At 44.8% G+C, this 19,055-nt stretch carries 22 protein-coding genes; 20 read left to right on the top strand and 2 right to left on the bottom strand.

Annotation, left to right across the window (positions count from 1 at the left end):
- Positions 1-55 precede the first annotated feature (55 nt).
- Positions 56-1,543, bottom strand: a complete 1,488-nt coding sequence (locus tag ACQCT5_RS18885; RefSeq protein WP_499644141.1) for a peptide MFS transporter — start codon at positions 1,541-1,543, stop codon at positions 56-58.
- Between the two features lie 436 nt (positions 1,544-1,979).
- Positions 1,980-2,687, bottom strand: coding sequence for a 23S rRNA pseudouridine(2604) synthase RluF (gene rluF, locus ACQCT5_RS18880; protein ID WP_499644290.1), 708 nt, complete (start codon positions 2,685-2,687; stop codon positions 1,980-1,982).
- A 561-nt stretch (positions 2,688-3,248) separates the two neighbouring features.
- On the opposite strand from rluF, the gene ACQCT5_RS18875 reads away from it, so the two are divergent.
- From ACQCT5_RS18875 to ACQCT5_RS18780, 20 genes are all read left to right on the top strand, one after another.
- A complete protein-coding gene (locus tag ACQCT5_RS18875; protein WP_499644139.1) occupies positions 3,249-4,334 on the top strand; it encodes a BMP family lipoprotein in 1,086 nt (361 codons plus the stop codon).
- 172 nt (positions 4,335-4,506) lie between these two features.
- Positions 4,507-6,030, top strand: coding sequence for an ABC transporter ATP-binding protein (locus tag ACQCT5_RS18870; protein ID WP_499644137.1), 1,524 nt, complete (start codon positions 4,507-4,509; stop codon positions 6,028-6,030).
- Complete coding sequence (locus tag ACQCT5_RS18865) at positions 6,027-7,100, top strand: ABC transporter permease (protein WP_499644135.1); 1,074 nt, start codon at positions 6,027-6,029, stop codon at positions 7,098-7,100. The genes ACQCT5_RS18870 and ACQCT5_RS18865 overlap by 4 nt, the downstream gene beginning before the upstream one ends.
- A 3-nt stretch (positions 7,101-7,103) precedes the next feature.
- Complete coding sequence (locus tag ACQCT5_RS18860) at positions 7,104-8,057, top strand: ABC transporter permease (protein WP_499644133.1); 954 nt, start codon at positions 7,104-7,106, stop codon at positions 8,055-8,057.
- Positions 8,058-8,328: 271 nt separating this feature from the next.
- A complete protein-coding gene (gene deoR, locus ACQCT5_RS18855; protein ID WP_499644131.1) occupies positions 8,329-9,273 on the top strand; it encodes a DNA-binding transcriptional repressor DeoR in 945 nt (314 codons plus the stop codon).
- A gap of 8 nt (positions 9,274-9,281) precedes the next feature.
- Complete coding sequence (locus ACQCT5_RS18850) at positions 9,282-9,977, top strand: phosphate propanoyltransferase (RefSeq protein WP_499644129.1); 696 nt, start codon at positions 9,282-9,284, stop codon at positions 9,975-9,977.
- The gene (locus tag ACQCT5_RS18845) at positions 9,886-10,683 is read left to right on the top strand and encodes a hypothetical protein (RefSeq protein ID WP_499644127.1); all 798 of its coding nucleotides are present in this window, start codon (positions 9,886-9,888) and stop codon (positions 10,681-10,683) included. The genes ACQCT5_RS18850 and ACQCT5_RS18845 overlap by 92 nt, the downstream gene beginning before the upstream one ends.
- Before the next feature lie 15 nt (positions 10,684-10,698).
- Positions 10,699-10,998 carry a EutN/CcmL family microcompartment protein gene (locus tag ACQCT5_RS18840; protein WP_204413238.1) on the top strand — a complete coding sequence of 100 codons (300 nt, stop codon included), beginning with the start codon at positions 10,699-10,701 and terminating at the stop codon, positions 10,996-10,998.
- A 3-nt stretch (positions 10,999-11,001) separates the two neighbouring features.
- Positions 11,002-12,423: an aldehyde dehydrogenase family protein gene (locus tag ACQCT5_RS18835; RefSeq protein ID WP_499644125.1), complete on the top strand. Its 1,422-nt coding sequence runs from the start codon at positions 11,002-11,004 to the stop codon at positions 12,421-12,423.
- Between the two features lie 140 nt (positions 12,424-12,563).
- Positions 12,564-12,842, top strand: coding sequence for a BMC domain-containing protein (locus ACQCT5_RS18830; RefSeq protein WP_204413457.1), 279 nt, complete (start codon positions 12,564-12,566; stop codon positions 12,840-12,842).
- An 11-nt stretch (positions 12,843-12,853) separates the two neighbouring features.
- A complete protein-coding gene (tpiA, locus tag ACQCT5_RS18825) occupies positions 12,854-13,675 on the top strand; it encodes a triose-phosphate isomerase (protein WP_499644123.1) in 822 nt (273 codons plus the stop codon).
- Positions 13,676-14,131, top strand: coding sequence for an RpiB/LacA/LacB family sugar-phosphate isomerase (locus ACQCT5_RS18820; protein WP_204413234.1), 456 nt, complete (start codon positions 13,676-13,678; stop codon positions 14,129-14,131).
- Positions 14,132-14,145: 14 nt separating this feature from the next.
- On the top strand, positions 14,146-14,430 hold the full coding sequence (locus ACQCT5_RS18815; protein ID WP_386645414.1) for a EutN/CcmL family microcompartment protein: 285 nt from the start codon (positions 14,146-14,148) through the stop codon (positions 14,428-14,430).
- Complete coding sequence (gene eutM / locus ACQCT5_RS18810) at positions 14,431-14,706, top strand: ethanolamine utilization microcompartment protein EutM (protein WP_204413230.1); 276 nt, start codon at positions 14,431-14,433, stop codon at positions 14,704-14,706.
- Complete coding sequence (locus tag ACQCT5_RS18805) at positions 14,703-14,966, top strand: EutN/CcmL family microcompartment protein (RefSeq protein WP_499644120.1); 264 nt, start codon at positions 14,703-14,705, stop codon at positions 14,964-14,966. Before eutM ends, ACQCT5_RS18805 begins: the two co-directional genes overlap by 4 nt.
- 180 nt (positions 14,967-15,146) lie before the next feature.
- Positions 15,147-15,794, top strand: a complete 648-nt coding sequence (gene deoC / locus ACQCT5_RS18800; RefSeq protein WP_499644288.1) for a deoxyribose-phosphate aldolase — start codon at positions 15,147-15,149, stop codon at positions 15,792-15,794.
- 340 nt (positions 15,795-16,134) lie between these two features.
- Positions 16,135-16,338, top strand: a complete 204-nt coding sequence (locus tag ACQCT5_RS18795) for a helix-turn-helix transcriptional regulator (RefSeq protein WP_204413227.1) — start codon at positions 16,135-16,137, stop codon at positions 16,336-16,338.
- Between the two features lie 106 nt (positions 16,339-16,444).
- The gene (locus ACQCT5_RS18790; protein WP_499644117.1) at positions 16,445-17,389 is read left to right on the top strand and encodes an AraC family transcriptional regulator; all 945 of its coding nucleotides are present in this window, start codon (positions 16,445-16,447) and stop codon (positions 17,387-17,389) included.
- Positions 17,390-17,400: 11 nt separating this feature from the next.
- Entirely contained in the window at positions 17,401-17,790 is a 390-nt protein-coding gene (locus ACQCT5_RS18785) for a DUF1761 domain-containing protein (RefSeq protein ID WP_499644115.1), read from the top strand.
- A 97-nt stretch (positions 17,791-17,887) separates the two neighbouring features.
- On the top strand, positions 17,888-18,907 hold the full coding sequence (locus ACQCT5_RS18780) for a serine hydrolase domain-containing protein (protein ID WP_499644113.1): 1,020 nt from the start codon (positions 17,888-17,890) through the stop codon (positions 18,905-18,907).
- Positions 18,908-19,055: the final 148 nt, after the last annotated feature.

Genomic DNA, 19,055 nt, shown 5'->3' with positions numbered 1-19,055 from the left:
GCCTGACCCTCAACGCTTTAAAGCGTTGAGGGTCAGGCCCCTTTTTAAAAATTCTTTATTTTATACCCTTCATCAACACTTGAATCTTCGGTGAAAAGATAAACAGTAGGATGCTCAACAGAATGGCAGCTCCGCCGATGGTACCAAAGTACATGACTTCATTTTCCGGATTGTAGAATCTGACAAGCTGGGCATTGATTGCCTGAGCAGCAGCACTTGCCAGGAACCAGATACTCATGGTTTGAGCAGAAAATGCTGCAGGTGCCAGTTTCGTTGTTGCGGAAAGGCCGACCGGTGACAAACATAATTCACCGAGTACGACGATAAAGTAGCTCAGTACAAGCCATAACGGACTTACCAATGCTCCCCCGCCAAGATAACCAGGGATCAGGATGACAAGGAAAGACAAACCTGCAAACAGCAGTCCCAAGGAGAACTTTTTCGGGACGGATGGCTGATACTTTCCAAGTCTTACCCACATCCATGCAAAAACCGGTGCAAGGATGATGATAAATAGTGGGTTCAAGGATTGGAACCAAGCTGGAGAAATCGTCATTCCAGCAAACTCAAGCTGTGTTCGTTTATCCGCATACAAAGCAAGAATGGTGGAGCCTTGTTCCTGGATCGCCCAGAACATTGCAGCAGCAATGAACAACGGAATATAAGCAATAATGCGTGAACGCTCCACTGCAGTTGTTTTAGGACTGCGGTACATCACAATAAAATAAATGGTCGGAATGGCAACGCCAAAGATACCTACCATGTTAATGACTGTTTCAATCGTAAATAGACCATTTGGAATCAGGATCGCTAAAAGCACACCAATAATAATGATACCGGCACCAAAAATAAGCGACAGTTTTTTCTTTTCTGCATTACTCAAAGGATTGGCAACATAGGTTCCTGCTAAGCCCAAATTCTTCTTCTTAGTAAGCATGAATACTAAAAGTCCAAGGAACATCCCGATTGCTGCAACACCGAAGCCAAGATGGAAGCTTTCTTTTGCCAATTCTCCAGTAATAAGTGGAGATAGGAATGCCCCCAAGTTGATTCCCATATAGAAGATACTGAAGCCTGCATCACGGCGGTTATCGCCTTCTGCATACATATCTCCAACCACACTTGATACGTTCGGCTTTAACAGACCTGTACCGATAACGATCAGAATCATGGAAACAAAGAACATGGAAAGACTGCCAGGTACGGCAAGTGCAATATGACCGAACATGATTAGGATACCACCATAGAAAATGGCTTTGGAGGTACCGAAAATCCTGTCAGCCAGCCAGCCACCAATTACGCCTGACATATAGACCAATGCACCGTAGATCGACATGATGGATAGTGCAAGCTCTTCTGATAGACCAAGTCCACCATCAGAAATCTCATAGTACATGTAAAATACAAGGATAGCCCTCATTCCATAGTAGGAAAAGCGCTCCCAAAACTCAGTAAAAAATAGAGTGAATAGTCCCTTTGGGTGTCCAAAAAACCCTTTTTGAGGAACGCTATCCACTATTTTCTGTTTATTTACATCAGACATTTCATAGCCCCCTCAACGTTTCTAATATAATAAAAAAATAATTCGTTTTTGTCAAAACGCAATAATTAACATAATTATTTCAAGTGAAAGCGATTTTATAACAAGAATAATACTATATTAACAAAGTGTTACGATGTAGTAAAAAAGAATGGATAAAATGGAATGAAACTGGGGATGGGTACGGGTAGATAGAACCAAAAAACGAATTCCTCCCCATCAAAAAAAGATGGAAAAAAATTCGTTTTGTTCTTTATTTTCTGTGCATTTTTAATTCCAGGAACAGTTCATTTTGATAGAGAATGCTAGTCTTTAGCCATTATATAGAAGAAAGATTGATCACCTTTCTTCTATAATATTCAAAAGGAAAGAGGAAGCCGATGACGGCTTCCTCTTTCACATGTTTACATAACAACCGGGGTCTGGCACCTATTACCTTCTACCACTCTTTTGGTTCGTAGTTCAATTCGGCGAAAAGCTGCTTTTTTTCTTTTTTGCTGAGGTCGCGCCATTGTCCCATTGGAAGGTTGTTCAGTTCGATGTTCATGATGCGTGTGCGCTGGAGGCGGTATACTTCATAGCCAAGCTCGGCACACATGCGGCGGATCTGGCGGTTCAATCCTTGTGTCAGGATGATTTTGAAATCGAACTTGGATAACTGCTCCACCTTGCATGGCAGGGTTTTTGTGCCGAGGATCTTTACTCCTTCCGACATCTGCTTCACAAAATCAGGTGTAATCGGCTTGTCGACCGAGACGATATATTCTTTTTCATGCTTATTCTCCGGACGGAGGATCTCATTGATGATATCCCCGTCATTCGTAAGAAGGATCAGTCCTTCGGATTCCTTGTCCAGTCGGCCGATATGGGACAAGCGTAAGGGATGGTTGACAAGGTCGATGATATTCCCTTTTACCTGCTTCTCGGTTGTACAAGTGATTCCGACCGGTTTGTTTAATGCAATATAGACATTATCGCGGGCGATGCGGATAAGCTGCCCGTTCACCAGCACTTCATCGCCAGGCTCCACCTGTCCGCCAATCTTGGCTACCTTGCCATTGATTTTTACTCTACCTTCTTCAATCAGTTTATCTGCTCCGCGTCTGGATGCTATGCCAGAATCGCTGATGAATTTATTGACTCGCAGTGTACCCACGTCCTTATATGAAAAATTCTTATGAATAGTTGTTATTAAACAACCTAATCATACAATAAAGATAGAGTGCCTTTCAAATGGAGAAGGGTATGGTAAGTGAATGCACCATCCTCGTGACTCTAGCTTAATGTATTGCAATAAATTCAAAGAATATTAATTATATGAAAAAAGCGTTTGGGAAAATGCTATGAAATGAAAAATGTAAGGGTGTAGGAATGGAAAATTTTATTAGAAATACGGGACTCAAGTCCTTATCACATAGAGAATAATTGTTGGAAACCCATCTATATCCTACATGGAGAAATCTATTTTTTTTCAACAAGACCTCTGCATAGATATTCCCGTAAATTATGTAATTTCTACCAGACGTCTAAGGTCTGACTCTTTAATTATCCGGCTTTTTTCGACAAAATTCTTTCCTAGTAAAATATAATCAGGGAATTTTGTTTATCTTTTAAAAACATATATTGAAAAATAAGAAGTTTACGAATATAGTATGATAGTAAGGGTTTTCAATTTACGATAAATTTTTAATTTTGGGGGAGTTAAGGCATGAAAAAGGGATTACTTGCTACAATTATTACTGTCATGACAACAATGCTGTTTTTAGTTGGCTGTGGCAGTGACGGCGGCAACGGAGATAAAGCTTCTGGATTTAAGGTCGGGATGGTAACAGACGCTGGAACGATTGATGACAAATCTTTTAACCAAGGTACTTGGGAAGGAATCAAAGATGCAGCGGAAGAGTTGGATCTTGACACTAAATACCTTAAGCCAGCTGGAACGTTAGAAGCAGACTATATGAAAGAAATCACAAACCTTTACGATGCTGAGTTCAAGTTCATCGTAACTCCTGGTTTTAAATTTGAAACAGCTATCTTCAATGCACAATCTCAATTTGAAGATGCTAAATTCGTTCTAATCGATGGTTCTCCACATAATGGAGATTTCAATGCTGTAGTGGGAGAGAACACAGTTTCCATCTTCTTTGCAGAGCATGAAGCAGGATTCCTTGCTGGAGTTGCAACTGCGTTAGAGCTTAAAGACGGTGAAGCAGGATTCATCGGTGGTATGGAAATTCCTCCAGTACAAAAATTCAACTGGGGCTTCCAACAAGGTCTTGCTTATGCAAATGAAAACCTTGGAACAAACGTAACAATCAAAGCAGACAATGTTGTATATCAAGGAACTTTTGACGATGTGGCTGCTGGTCAGCAAATTGCTGCGCAAATGTTTGATCGTGGTGTTGATGTAATCTTCGCAGCAGCTGGTGGTGTTGGTGTCGGTGCGATCACTGAAGCGAAAAACCGCGTTCAAGACGGTGAAAACGTATGGATGGTTGGAGTTGACGTTGACCAATACGAAGAGGGCGTATACGCTGATGGCAAATCCGTTATCCTTACTTCTGCTATGAAGCAAATCGATAAAGCGGCAGCTGATATGATCAAAGCTGAAAAAGACGGCAAGTTCCCTGGTGGAGAAACATTGACGTTTGACGCGAAAAACGATGGCGTTGGTCTTCCTGATGAGAACCCGAACCTAAGCGAAGATACAACTACTAAAGTTGATGAAGTATTCGAACTAATCAAGTCCGGTGAAGTAAAAGTAGCTTCTGAACAAGGTGACTTGATCAAGTAATAGAGAGAAAGCAAGCTGATAATGTAATAAAAAAAAGGCGGGTTGTCCCGTCTTTTTTGTTGCCTATATTGTTAGAGGTTAGTTGTCTGTCCTCTTGGAAAAATAATACTCGAGTGTGTTCAATTGGAAGAAACACTGATTGGATACGCTCTTCAAAAGGGAGAATCGCTATATGGAATATGTAGTTGAGATGCTCAATATCAGGAAGGAGTTTCCCGGGATCGTTGCCAACGACGATATTACCCTTCAACTGAAACAGGGAGAGATCCATGCCTTGTTAGGGGAGAATGGAGCGGGTAAGTCCACACTCATGGCTATCCTGTTTGGAATGTACCAACCTGATCGAGGATCCATCAAGATCAATGGAAAAGAAACGAAAATTTCCAATCCGAACGTTGCAACGAAGCTCGGGATCGGAATGGTACATCAGCATTTTAAGCTAGTGAGCAACTTCACCGTTACAGAAAATATTATTCTCGGTTCTGAATCTCACAACTATTACATGCTCGATACAAAGTCGGCAAGCAAGAGAATTGAAGAGTTATCCGTCAAATACGGCCTTAACGTAGACCCCCATGCCAAAATAGAAGATATATCTGTAGGAATGCAGCAACGTGTAGAAATCTTGAAGATGCTTTATCGTCAAGCGGACGTTCTTATCCTGGACGAGCCCACTGCGGTTCTTACACCACAGGAGATTACCGAACTTGGTAAAATTCTGAAAAACCTGATTGGTGAAGGAAAGTCCATCATCATCATCACGCATAAATTGAAGGAAATCAAAGAGATGGCCGATAGATGTACGGTTATCAGAAGAGGTAAAACCATCGGTACGGTAGATGTTGCTGTTACGAGCAAAGAGAAGATGGCCGAGATGATGGTCGGCCGTGAAGTTAACTTTAAAGTTAGCAAAATAGAAAGTACGCCTGGCGAAGTCGTCCTCAAAATGGATGATGTTTCTGTGAAGCAGGGCAAAGATGTTTTTGGACTGAAAAATATGTCTTTTGAACTGAGAAAAGGAGAAATCCTTGGTATTGCCGGTGTCGATGGCAACGGACAATCCGAAATTGTAGAAAGCATTACCGGGTTGAAAAGTGTCGATTCCGGAACAATCACCTTTGAAGGAGCAGATATCACGAAGCTTCCGATCCGTTCAAGAATTGCAAAGGGTATTGCCCATATTCCGGAGGATCGTCATAAGCGAGGTCTGGTTCTGGATTATACCATTGAAGAAAACATGGTATTGGAGCTTTACCATCAAAAGCCTTTTTCAAAAAGAGGTCTATTGAACTTTTCTGAAATTAGAAAGCATGCAGATAACATCATTAAAAGCTTTGATGTCCGTTCTGGACAAGGGGCAATTTCTGTTACACGATCCCTTTCCGGTGGAAACCAGCAAAAGGCGGTTATCGGAAGGGAAATCGAACTCGATCCGACGTTGTTGATCGCGGTTCAACCTACTCGTGGACTGGACGTAGGTTCCATCGAATATATCCATAAGAGATTGATAGAGCAGAGAGATAAAGGAAAAGCGGTTCTGTTGGTATCTCTGGAATTGGATGAAGTATTAAATGTATCGGATCGCATCGCTATCGTGAATAATGGCCAGCTCGTTGGCATTGTAGACGCAAAAGAAACAAATGAAAACGAGATCGGTCTTATGATGGCAGGCGTGAAGAAGGGGGAAGACGAATGAGAGCAGGAATTATCTCGCTGATTGCAGTCGTTCTTGGACTGATTGCAGGGGCGATTTTAATGGCTATCACGGGGAACAGCCCGATTGAGGGATATCAATACTTGTTTGAAGGCGGTCTGAAGAACATTTCAAGGACCGGTAATACGCTTGCAACAGCTACTCCGTTGATTTTCACAGGTCTATCGGTTGCATTTGCATTCCGTACAGGACTATTCAATATCGGTGCAGCAGGGCAAATGCTGTTTGGTGGTTTTTGTGCTGTAGCAATCGGTTTATCTATTGATGCGCCAAAACCAATTATGCTTTTGGTAATGATTCTTGTCGGATTTATCGGTGGGGCACTGTGGGCATTCATCCCAGGTCTACTGAAAGCAAGATTCAATGTTCATGAGGTTGTATCCACGATCATGATGAACTGGATTGCTTACTGGACAGTTTATTATGCAGTTCCTGCTTATTTTAAAGGGGAATTTTTAGAAACGGAATCAAAGAAACTCCCGGATACAGCATCCCTTAAAGTTCCTTTTTTAACTGAAGCTTTTGATGGATCGTATATCAACTTAGGTTTATTCCTTGCAGTTATTACGGTTATTGTCTTTTCTTTTGTCATCAATAAAACAACGCTTGGGTACGAACTGAAGGCGGTTGGATTCAACCGTGACGCAGCAGAGTATGCTGGTATTGCGGTAAACCGCAGCGTCATCACTTCCATGCTGATCTCCGGTGGTCTGGCTGGTCTTGGTGGGGTGGCGTATTATGCAGGTAACTCCAACAGTATTCAGATCGGTATTCTGCCGACACAAGGGTTTGATGGAATTGCTGTTGCACTATTAGGTGCCAATACAGGTATTGGTGTACTTTTGGCAGCTGTATTCTTCGGTCTTCTATATTCCGGTCGCGGTTTCATGAATGCCATGACAGATATCCCGCCGGAAATTGCCGATTCCATTATCGCGATTATCATCTACTTTGCTGCAACAAGCATTCTAATCGAACGCTTTGTCAGCTTTATGATCAAGAAACGTAAAAACAAACAATCCACGAACGTGAAAGCCAAGGAGGGGGAATAGGTTATGTGGACAACCATACAACAAATAGCTCCGTATGCAATTATTTTTACAATCCCTCTTTTAATTACAGCTTTAGGAGCATTATTCAGTGAACGAAGCGGTGTCGTGAACATCGGACTAGAGGGACTTATGGTAGTAGGTTCATTCTCTGGTGCCCTTGTGATCATGAAAATGCAACAGGCCATGCCGGGTGATCCAAAGGCAATCTGGATCGGCTTGGTTGTAGCGACGCTTGTGGGGTTACTTTTCTCCTTGTTGCACGCATTTGCAAGTATCAACTTGAGTGCGAACCAGATTATCAGTGGTACGGCCATCAACATGATCGCTGGTGCCATTACGGTGTTCTTGGCCCGTAACATTACAGGAAGTGGAAACATCCGCATTTCCAATGGCTTGCGTCCCTTTGACGTTCCTTTTTTGTCGGACATTCCGGTTATTGGAAGCCTGTTCTTTACAAAAACATATAGTACAACATGGATTGTACTGTTCATCTTGATTATTAGTACGATCGCTCTGTATAAGACGCCATTCGGACTTCGCCTTAGAGCGTGCGGGGAGCATCCTCATGCTGCAGAGGCAGCCGGTATCAGCGTTAGAAAGATGCGTTATATCGGGGTTATGATTTCGGGGGCTTTCTCCGGACTTGCTGGTGCCATCATCATCGTAACTTTCGGTGGCGAGTTTTCCGGAACGGTAGCGGGACTTGGTTTCCTTGCACTTGCTTCCCTAATCTTTGGACAATGGAAGCCGCTTGGAATCCTTGGCGCAACCCTTTTCTTCGGGTTTGCAAGCACAATCGCAAACGTATCGCAGGTAATTCCTTCATTGGCAGTATTTCCGCCGGTGATCTTAAAGATTTTCCCTTATGTGGTCACGTTGATTGCATTGATCATCTTCTCTAAATCATCTCAGGCACCGAAAGCTGTCGGAGAGCCGTTCGATTCAGGGAAAAGATAATACAAAAATAAGCATATCCTTTCGGGGGTATGCTTTTTTGTTATTCTGATATAGTTATTGTAATTTTTAGACTTACCTGTATTGACAGAATTTTTAGGAGGTTTATAATAGAATTAAACATATGTTCATATCGCGTGAACAATATTTTATTTGTAAACGCTTACTGACCCATTTACTTTTATTTCCTTTAAGATTTGGCAGCCAGTGAACTAAAAAAGCGTATTAAAGTCTCGTTATATTGAACATAATTTCAGATTTAGGTGAGTGGAACATGTCGAATGAGAAAATGGCTCGTCTAGTGGAAGTTGCAAAAATGTATTATGTCCAGGATTTCAGCCAAGCGGAAATTGCAAAAGAATTGGGAGTGTCCCGTCCTACGGTATCAAGGCTGCTGCTGCAGGCAAAGCAGGACGGAATTGTCCATGTAACCATCAATGACCCGACAGAAGATGTACAAGAGCTTGCCAACCAGTTGAAAGACAACTTTCAGCTAAAACACTGCATCGTCACCTCCTCCCATTCCAATGAGGAGAGGGTGATTAAGGAAAAGCTAGGGGAGGCCGCAGCGGATTACCTGTATTCGATTGTGGAAACAGGCGATACGATCGGCATCACCTGGGGTACGACTCTTTACGAGCTTTCCAAAAGACTTTATCCGAAAAGCGTAAAGGATGTGACGATCGTTCAGCTGAATGGCGGAGTGAGTTATTCGGAACTGAACACCCACGCCTCCGAAATCATCAATGGACTGGCGGCTGCCTTCCATACGACACCGCACTTTTTACCAGTTCCAGCTGTAGTGGATCATACGGTGGTCAAGCAGGCCATTGTAGCCGACCGTCACATAAGAAAGGTGCTGGAGCTTGGAAAACAGGCGAACATCTCGATTTATACGGTGGGTGAGCCAGGGAATCATTCCACCTTGATGCGAGCGGGCTACTTTTCGGATGAAGATATCGATACCTTGAAGCGCAACAACACAGTCGGAGATATCTGCTCCCGTTTCATTGATGGACAGGGTCATTTAAGCAATCAGTCCTTGAACGAACGTACCATCGGCCTGGAGCTGCCGCATCTGACGGAAAAGGAATATAGCATTCTCGTGGCAGGCGGAAACAAGAAGTCGGATGGAATTTTGGGAGCTCTTAAGGGTGGCTATGCCAACGTGTTGATTACCGACCAGTATACGGCAAAAGCCTTACTTGAAAAGGGGTGATAACAGGAATGGATAGGGAAAAAATTAAAGCGCTCGTTCAGGAGGTTGTCAAAAACTCCATAAGACAATCTGCAAAAATGGTTCCAATTGCCGCCTCCAATCGACATATTCATTTATCAGTTGCGCATGTCGAACGGCTTTTCGGACGAGGCTACACACTTCAAAAGCAAAAAGACCTTTCCCAGCCTGGTCAATTTGCTGCCAAAGAGACCGTCACACTCATCGGTCCCAAGGGCAAGATAGAAAAGGTGAGGGTCCTCGGTCCTGCAAGAGGGGATACCCAGGTGGAAATATCCTTGTTTGACGGATTCACGCTTGGTGTAAAGCCGCCAGTGAGGCAGTCAGGTAATATAAAAGACTCTGAATCTATCACCCTTCAGGGACCTCGGGGTCAGCTTACCTTAAAAGAAGGGCTGATCTGTGCTGCGCGCCACATTCACATGCACCCAAGCGATGCAGAGACATTCGGAGTCTCGGATGGCGATTTCGTTCAAGTAAAGGTGGATGGGGAACGAGGAGTGATTTTCTCCAATGTATTGATTCGGTCCTCCGAAAGATACAAGCTGGAAATGCACATCGACCTTGATGAAGCAAATGCAGCTGGACTACAGAATGGAACGCGTGGTGAGATCATTGCCATCAAACGACCATCAAAAGGAAGTGGAGGCTGTGGTTGTGGATGTAACGGTAAAGGAAAAGATTAAGCTGCTCGTACAGGACGCGGTGGTGGCTTATCTGAACGAGCAGAATCAACATCAAGATAAACAGCCGATTGGCATCCTGCTAGGCTATGAAACTGTTAATCTGACAGGAGTTTTGGAAGCGGTTACGACACTTTCTGAACGCTATGAAGTAACGCTGCTTTTGAGCAGGAAATATCTTGCCGACCCGGATGCATTCAGTGGCTATTCCATTTTGCCATTGGAGAGGCTGGAACGGGAGGATGTCGATGGACTCCTGAATGAACTTGGGGCCATTGTGCTTCCGGTTGCGTCCTATCAATTGCTCGCCAAACTTGCGCTGACAATCGACGACGATCCGATATCCTCTTTGGTCCTTCAATTCCAAATGCTCGGGAAACCGGTGATTGTGGTAAAAGACGAAGTGGAGTTCAATGTGTATCAGCAGATTTCAGCACCACATGCTGTGCAGAATAGGGTGCAGGGGTACATCAGGCAGATTCAAGCCGATCAGGTGAAATGGGTGCCATTGAGCCGTCTCGTACATACGGTTAAAGAGCAGCTGCAAGCATTTGACGAAAAGCAGCCTCTTATTCTCGCAAAGCATATTGAAAAAGCTAGCAAGGAAGGTTTGCAAGAAATCCATTTGCCAAAGAAAAGCAAGTTAACGCCTGTAGCGAAGGACTTGGCCAGGGAATTCAAGATACAACTGAAAAAACAGGACTCCTAGAAAGGAGACAAATCTATGATTATTGCAAAAGTGACAGGATCTATTGTTTCCACTACCAAAGCGGAAAAGCTGAAGGGCAAAAAGCTTCTTATCATCACCCCTCTGGATATGAAAACCATCGAGGAGGATGGAAAGCCTATCGTCGCGATCGACACAGTCGGTTCAGGGGTTGGCGAAGTGGTCCTGGTTGTCAGTGGAAGCTCTGCGAGGCAGACGGAAATCACGAACGGTGTACCAGTCGATGCAGCCATTGTCGGCGTAGTGGATCAGATTGAAATAGAAGGGTCACTTACCTTCAAAAAAGGAGGAGAGTAATCTGTGCAGATAAAGGAAAACGACATTAAGAAGATGGTGGAGCAGGTACTGCAGCAGCTTGGCGGAAACGTGCAGGAGGCGGCTGTAGCACAAAATGATGTCCCACTGGGCAACGGCGTGTTCACGACAGTGGACGAAGCGGCAGAAGCTGCAAGGGTTGCTTGGGAACAGCTCCGAGAAACCTCATTGGAAACAAGGAAGAAAATGATAGAAAAGATGCGAGAGGCAAGCCGAACCCATGCAGAGGAACTGGCAAAGCTCGCAGTAGAGGAAACAGGTCTTGGAAGAGTGGCGGACAAAATTGCCAAAAACCTTCTTGCGGCCAATAAAACACCAGGGGTAGAGGATATTGTAAGTACCACCTATTCCGGAGATGGCGGGCTGACGCTTGTGGAGTACGCTCCCATTGGAGTGTTCGGGGCAATTACGCCTTCTACGAATCCCGGTGCAACCATCATCAACAACTCGATCTCGCTTGTCGCTGCCGGAAATACAGTAGTATTCAACCCGCATCCAAGTGCCAAAAAGGTATCCATCCGGGCGATGCAGCTGCTGAACAAGGCAATTGTCGCGGCAGGCGGACCGGAGAACACGTTAACTTCCGTGGCAAGTCCCAATATCGAAACGTCCAATGAGGTCATGGTCCACCCGAAAGTGAATGCACTTGTGGTGACAGGCGGAGGAATTGTCGTACAGGCAGCCATGAAAGCGGGCAAAAAAGTCATCGCGGCAGGACCGGGAAATCCACCGGTTGTTGTGGATGAAACAGCCATCCTCTCCAAAGCTGCAAAAGACATTGTCACAGGCGCAAGCTTTGATAATAATGTCCTCTGTACAGCGGAGAAAGAAGTATTTGTCGTCGATAAGGTAGCTACAGAGCTGAAAAATGAAATGACCAAAAATGGCGCCATCGAGCTGAAAGGCTTCCAGCTGGATAAGCTGTTGGCAAAAATCATGGTCAAAAGGAACGAAAAGTCGTATCCAAACCGTGACTTTATCGGTAAAGATGCGCGTGTCCTCCTGGAAGCGGCAGGCATCAAAGCAGATGCGAATGTGAAGCTGATCATCGCCGAAACAGCTGCCGACCATCCGCTTGTACACACGGAAATGCTCATGCCGATCCTGCCGATCGTCCGGGTGCCGGATGTAGACAAGGCGATTGCGCTTGCGGTGAAGGCAGAAAAGGGAAATCGTCATACAGCCATCATGCACTCACAGAACATTACCAATCTCACAAAAATGGCCAAGGAAATCCAAGCAACCATTTTCGTGAAAAACGGACCTTCCGTATCCGGTCTCGGGTATCAAAGTGAAGGCTTCACAACCCTTACCATCGCAGGACCGACAGGGGAAGGGCTGACAAGCGCAAAAACCTTTACCCGTCAAAGACGCTGCGTGCTGGTGGATGGCTTCAGAATAATCTAGTGTGGTGATATCAGATGGAAGAACGTAACGAAGAACAGCCATTGAATACAGAGCAGGTACAAGAACCAGTCAAGCGTAAAACAAGGGCGAAAGCTCAACCAAAAATAAAAATAGAAGAGCAACCAATAGGAGGAATTCAAATGAGTCAAGAAGCATTGGGAATGATCGAAACTAAAGGATTAATCGGGGCAATCGAAGCAGCAGACGCAATGGTAAAGGCAGCAAACGTAACACTAGTAGGAAAAGAGTTTGTTGGCGGAGGCCTTGTAACAGTCATGGTACGCGGTGATGTTGGGGCGGTTAAAGCGGCAACTGAAGCTGGTGCGGACGCAGCAGGTCGTGTGGGACATCTTATTTCTGTACATGTCATCCCACGCCCTAACAGTGAAGTGGATGGAATTTTACCGAAAGCTAAGTAAGGGTAAGACTGATGGATCAAGCGATAAAATCCTATATCGAACAAATGGTGAGAGAGGCACTCGGGCAATCCGTCGGAAGCCCCTCCGCCAGAACCAAATATGCAATCGCGAATTGGAAAATGAATAAAACCTTCTCGGAAATGGCGGTCTATCTGCAGGAACTGAAAAGCAAAGAAGGCGTATCCGTGGTCATCTGTCCACCAGCGCAGCTCTTATATCCAGCAGGCTTAATGGCCGAGCGACAAGGCTCCACGGTCAGCATCGGTGCTCAAAACGTCCATGAAGCGGACAAGGGCGCCTATACAGGAGAAGTGTCTGCAAGCATGCTTAAGGATATCGGCTGTGAGTATGTCATCATCGGGCATTCAGAGAGAAGGCAGTATTTTAACGAAAATGATCAACAGGTAAACCAAAAGATCAAACAGGTCATAAAAGAGGGTCTGACCCCGATCATTTGTATTGGGGAAACCATTGAACAGAAGAACAGCGGGCAAACAGAAAAAGTGCTGACAACACAGCTTGTCGGTGCCCTGCAAGATATAGATTCAGAGTTCATCCTGGCCTATGAGCCGGTTTGGGCGATCGGGACAGGGGAGTCGGCTTCTGCTGAACAGGCCCAGTCCACTCACGCCTATATCCGTAAAGTGCTTACTGCATTGCTCGGAGGCAAGGCAGAGGGCATCTCCATCCTTTATGGAGGGTCAGTGAATGACAAAAATGCCGCCGAGTTTTCCAAAATGCCTGATATTGACGGTGTGCTTGTCGGCGGAGCAAGCCTGAACGCAGAATCTTTTGAAAAAATCATCGCTGTATTTGCCAAAGGAGACATGTAAATGAAAAAAGTTGCAATTGGATGCGACCATGGTGGATACGAACTGAAGGAAGCGTTGAAGGTGTATTTGACGGAGCTTGGACATGAGTATCTCGACTTTGGCTGCAAAGCGGGGGAATCCGTTGACTATCCTGACATTGCCTTTCTTGTCGGCGAGTGTGTGGCGACAAATCCGGCCTATGTCGGCATCATGATTGACGGTGTGGGAGTAGGAAGCGGCATGGTATTGAATAAGATACCTGGCGTCCGTGGAGCCGTTTGCTGGGACCTGTCGTCGGTGATCAATAGCCGTGAGCATAACAATGCCAATGTGCTGTCCATCGGTGGGCAATTCATCGGGGAAGGTCTTGCCAAACAACTGGTCAAGACATGGCTTGAAACGGACTTTGCCGGTGGTCGACATGACCGCCGTGTCACCAAGGTCATGGAAATCGAAAGCCGTTTTATCAAACGCTGAAAGCAGGTTAGAACATGTTTGTAGCAAAAGTGATCGGTAATATGATCTGTACACATAAAGACGACAATTTAAAAGGATTAAAGCTCCTGATTGTCCAGCCTGTGGATGATCAACTGCAGAATAAAGGCAAACCACTTGTTGCTATAGATACCATCGGGCAATCCGGAGAAGGGGATCTAGTATACCTGGCAAAAAGCCGGGAATCCTCCCTCCCATTGAATAAAGATCTTGTTCCCTCAGATGCAGGGATCCTAGGAATCATCGACTATTACAACGTAAAACGAATGGAGGAAATATAAATGAGCAACGCATTAGGAATGATCGAAACAAAAGGTTTGGTAGGAGCAATCGAAGCTGCGGATGCAATGATGAAAGCTGCGAACGTATCCCTGGTAGGTAAAGTGCAAGTAGGCGGAGGCCTGATCACTGTCATGGTACGCGGAGATGTAGGCGCAGTTAAAGCGGCAACAGAAGCTGGTGCGGATGCAGCGCAGCGCGTAGGGGAATTCCTATCTGTTCATGTTATTCCTAGACCACACCAAGATATCGAGAAAATCCTGCCTAGCACTCTATGAAGCTTGCAAAAGTCGTTGGAAACGTCGTTTCGACGATTAAAACACCAAGTCACCAAAATAAAAAGCTCATGGTCGTCATTCCCGTTGATGCACAGGGGAAGGAGTGCGGCGATGCTATGATCGCCATCGATCATTTCCATGCAGGAGCGGGAGACTATGTGCTCATTCTAGAAGAAGGTGGATCGGCAAGGGACATCATCGGGGACCCGAACGGTGCCTTTGATGCAGTCATTGCTGGAATTGTCGACCGATTACATTAATGTGAGGTGGAAACAATGCAAATAGAAGCATTGGTGGAACAAATAACGAATCAAATCATGGAACAGCTTACAAATAAACAGGAATTGAAGGATGGAAAGACTGTACAGGCAGCACCTAGCTCTACAGGCAGCTACTCCAACGCTTCCTCAAATATCATCACAGGACCTTCCATTGCGCGCATGATCGATCATACGCTTTTGAAGCCTGAAAGCACAAAAGACCAAGTGATCAAGCTTTGTGAAGAAGCGAAAGAATATAACTTCGCGACAGTGTGTGTCAATCCTTACTGGGTGTCAACGGCTGCAAAGGAATTGAAAGGCTCCAATGTCGGGATCACAACCGTTGTAGGCTTTCCTTTAGGCGCAACGAACAGCTTCGTGAAAGTGTCCGAAACAAGAGACGCCATCGCAAGCGGCGCAACGGAAATCGACATGGTGATGAATATAGGTGCCCTTAAATCCGGTGATTTCGAAACGGTGAAAAAGGATATCGAGGCGGTAGTTCTAGCAGCAAAAGGCCATGCACCTGTTAAAGTTATCATTGAAACAGGACTCCTTGAAAACGAAGAAAAGAAAAAAGCTTGTATCCTAGCAAAAATGGCAGGAGCGGACTTTGTAAAAACCTCCACAGGGTTTGGACCAGGCTGTGCCACTGCAGAAGATATCAAGCTGATGAGAGAAGCTGTAGGCCCTGATATGGGTGTAAAAGCCTCTGCATGTGTCAGAGACCTTGATACTGCCAGAAAGCTTGTACAGGCCGGCGCAACGCGTATCGGAGCAAGCTCAGGCATCGCAATCGTAACAGGCGGAAAAGGAACAGGCTATTAATCTTCTTTTTGCATTTTCCTAAAAGGCAGTGCACCGGGTGTGGAGGTGTACTGCCTTTATTAATGGCTGTTTTAGTAGGGTGTTTTCTTTTGATGAAAATAATAAAAAACAATAAAAAACCGTAATTTAACCTGTTCAAAATTTTTTATGTATACTAGCTGTTGATTGGAGCAATAGGCGAAGACTCCTGCGGGAGGAGGCTCCACAATCGCCCCGCGGAAAGCGAAGCCTAGTGCGGAAATCAACAGCGGAATTAGAACCTTCACTAAATTGATATTGTAATTTTCTAAAAATTTAATTATAATAATGTATGTAATCGCTTTCAAACACAGGGGGGACTATGGTGAACATTATTGGCAAACAACTAATCACGGCTAGAACAAGACGAGGCCTCGATCAAGAGAACCTTGCCCTTTTAACAGGCTTGAATGTAAACGACATCGCTGCAATCGAAGCAGGAACGGTGGATGTTCAAGTTTCTACCTTACATAAACTATCAGAAGCACTCAAATGGTCTTTTTCCATTGGAGATGTCTCCATCTAAAAAGATGCATCATACACGAAGAACCGGATATATTCCGGTTCTTTTCGCGTTTTCTTGCTATAATAAAATTACCAATAAAAGCTAATGCAAGGGGTTTTATACATACATGTACACAAAAGAGCAGCGCTATCAAATAGACAATGTCCTGGAATATATAGAAACTAATCTCGATCAATCGCTTTCCCTCGGACTGTTGGCTAAGGTCTCCACTTATTCCCCCTACCATTTCCAGCGGATTTTCAAGGGGATAGTAGGGGAAACACCTGCTAATTATGTTAAAAGGCTGCGTCTGGAGAACGCAGCGCATTTCCTTATCTATGAACATAGGATTCCCATCACCCAGATTGCACTCATGTGCGGCTTTTCCTCTCTCTCCTATTTTACGGCTACCTTTCAGGTGAATTTCCAGATGAGTCCGAAAAAGTGGCGGGAAGGCGGATATCTGGAGCGCTTTCCGCGTGAATACGAGGATGATAGCAAGAAATCTAAACAATCCCGCAAGATGGAGAAAGAACTTCAAGATCAAGAAGAATATAATAAGTTTCAGTGGCTTAACTTGGAAAAGGTCAAAACCGCTGAACTCCCTGCATTTACAGCAGTGAAAAGGCAAAGTGTCGGGCCTTATACAGAAGGTGTGCAAAATGCTTGGAAGGAAATCTATCGCTTTGCGAATGCAAGGGATCTGGTGACGGAGGATACGTTTATGTACGGGATACCTAAGAATAATCCGTATATTACACCACCCGGAAAAAGCAGGTACGACTGTCTCTTATCCGTGAACAATCCTGACAAGCTCACGTTGGAGCAGGAGCGGATCTATCACTTCCGGGGCGGTAAGCATGTCATTTATGAATTTGAGGAGTCTGTCGACTATAGAGAGCGCAACAGATTGATTGAATGCTATTCGGAGCTTTACAGCTTCTGGCTGCCTAAAAGCGGGTATAAGTATCTGGCGAATCCAGTGGAAATGGTAGAGGTGGAGCCTATTCCTGGCACGTTAAGCCTGCAGTGTAAGATTAAAGCTATCGCTTTAGCCATCGAACCGAAATAGGGGGAGCAAGTATGGAATTGAATTTGAAGGAATTAAGTTTACTGGCAATATTAGCGGGTGGGATCCTTTATGTGATCTATGGGGGCATTTACTATTCCACCATGCTTGGAAAGAAGAAGGATACACAATTTACACAAAGTGAGGGGCCTCTCAAATACATCGTTTCTGTCATCATTGCTTTTATCAGTTCTTTTTTCATGGCGGTTCTCATAGAGGCAACAGGAGCCAATACCTTACTGGAAGGGCTTATGATCGGTGCGGTGATAGGTGTAGTGATCTCATTGGTTTATTTTAAAAATTCATTGTTTGGATTGATGACCCGGAAAGCGTTTATTATCGCAATCGGGGACCATCTTGTTATATTCACTTTGCTCGGTGGGCTTCACGGGATACTGAGTTGATCATAAGTTTGAAAATGGCAGTAGTGGGAGACCTCACTGCTGTTTTTATTGTATAATGATGGAAAAAGACAGAATCATAGATTGGAGGAACAACCTCTTGTATAAAGAATATATTAAAGATCTGGTGGAAACAGGAGAAATTCCAGGTGGGGTCCTCTACGTTTCTAAAAAGGATGAAGTGAAATGCCTGGAAGCTTACGGATCATTTACAGACCGGGATGGTGTGAAGCAGCACATCCACGCAAATACCCTATTTGATGTGGCCTCGTTGACCAAAATTTCTGCCACTGTCCCCTCCATCTTGTATCTTGTTGCAAAAGGTGAACTGAAGCTTGATACCAAGGTCGAAGCCGTATTGCCTAAATTCCAAAACAGTGATGTAACCATCGAGCATCTGCTGATCCATACTTCCGGATTATCTGCAGATCTTCCTTATAGGGAAAGAAAAATAGAAAGAGATGTCCTCCAGGAAATCTATCAAAAGGAATTAACCTATGTACCTGGCCAAAAGATGATCTACAGCGACCTTGGCATGATCCTGCTTGGAAAAATAACAGAGAATGTCACCGATCAGGCACTCGACATATTTGTGAAGGAAAAGATCCATGAACCGTGGGGAATGATGCATACCCGTTTTAATCTATCTGTAGAGGCCAAAAAGAAGGCAGCTTCCACAGAAAAGTATCAGGATAGCTATATTCAAGGGGAGGTCCATGATGAGAAGGCATACCAGCTTGGAGGGGTCAGCGGAAGTGCGGGGCTATTCTCCACGATAGAGGATATGGCGATATACGCAAGAATCCTGCTTTATCCCGGGTCGCAATCGGTTATTCCCCCATCACATCTGAAAATGGCAGTCGAACATCGGCAGTTTAATCGTGGACTGGGCTTTGAGGTATGGAGCGGACTAGGAGACGCTCCTTCCTGTGGGGACAAATGGTCGATTGGATCATTCGGTCATACCGGCTTTACCGGCACGAGCCTCTGGGTGGACCCGACCAATCAGCTCATCGGCGTATTTCTCACTAACGCCGTTCACTACGGCCGCGAGACGCCTATCAGAAGTATCAGAAAGAAGCTCCATACCTTGATATTTGAGACCGAAAACATCCACTAACCTCTGGGGGAGTGGATGTTTTTTTCTCCTGGAAAGTAAAGGGCTCTCTCAAAAAATAGTAAAAAAGAATCCCAAATTCCCGTTTGTCCGACAATCCAGTAGGGTACGTGAAAAGGGTATATGTTTTACATAAATGTTACCAAGGGGA

It is taken from the genome of Sutcliffiella halmapala (genome assembly GCF_050107295.1).
In the GTDB taxonomy this organism is placed as follows: Bacteria; Bacillota; Bacilli; order Bacillales; family Bacillaceae_I; genus Sutcliffiella_A; species Sutcliffiella_A halmapala_A.
Note: the sequence above shows the minus strand (reverse complement) of the source record. Positions and strands in the feature narration are given on the sequence as shown.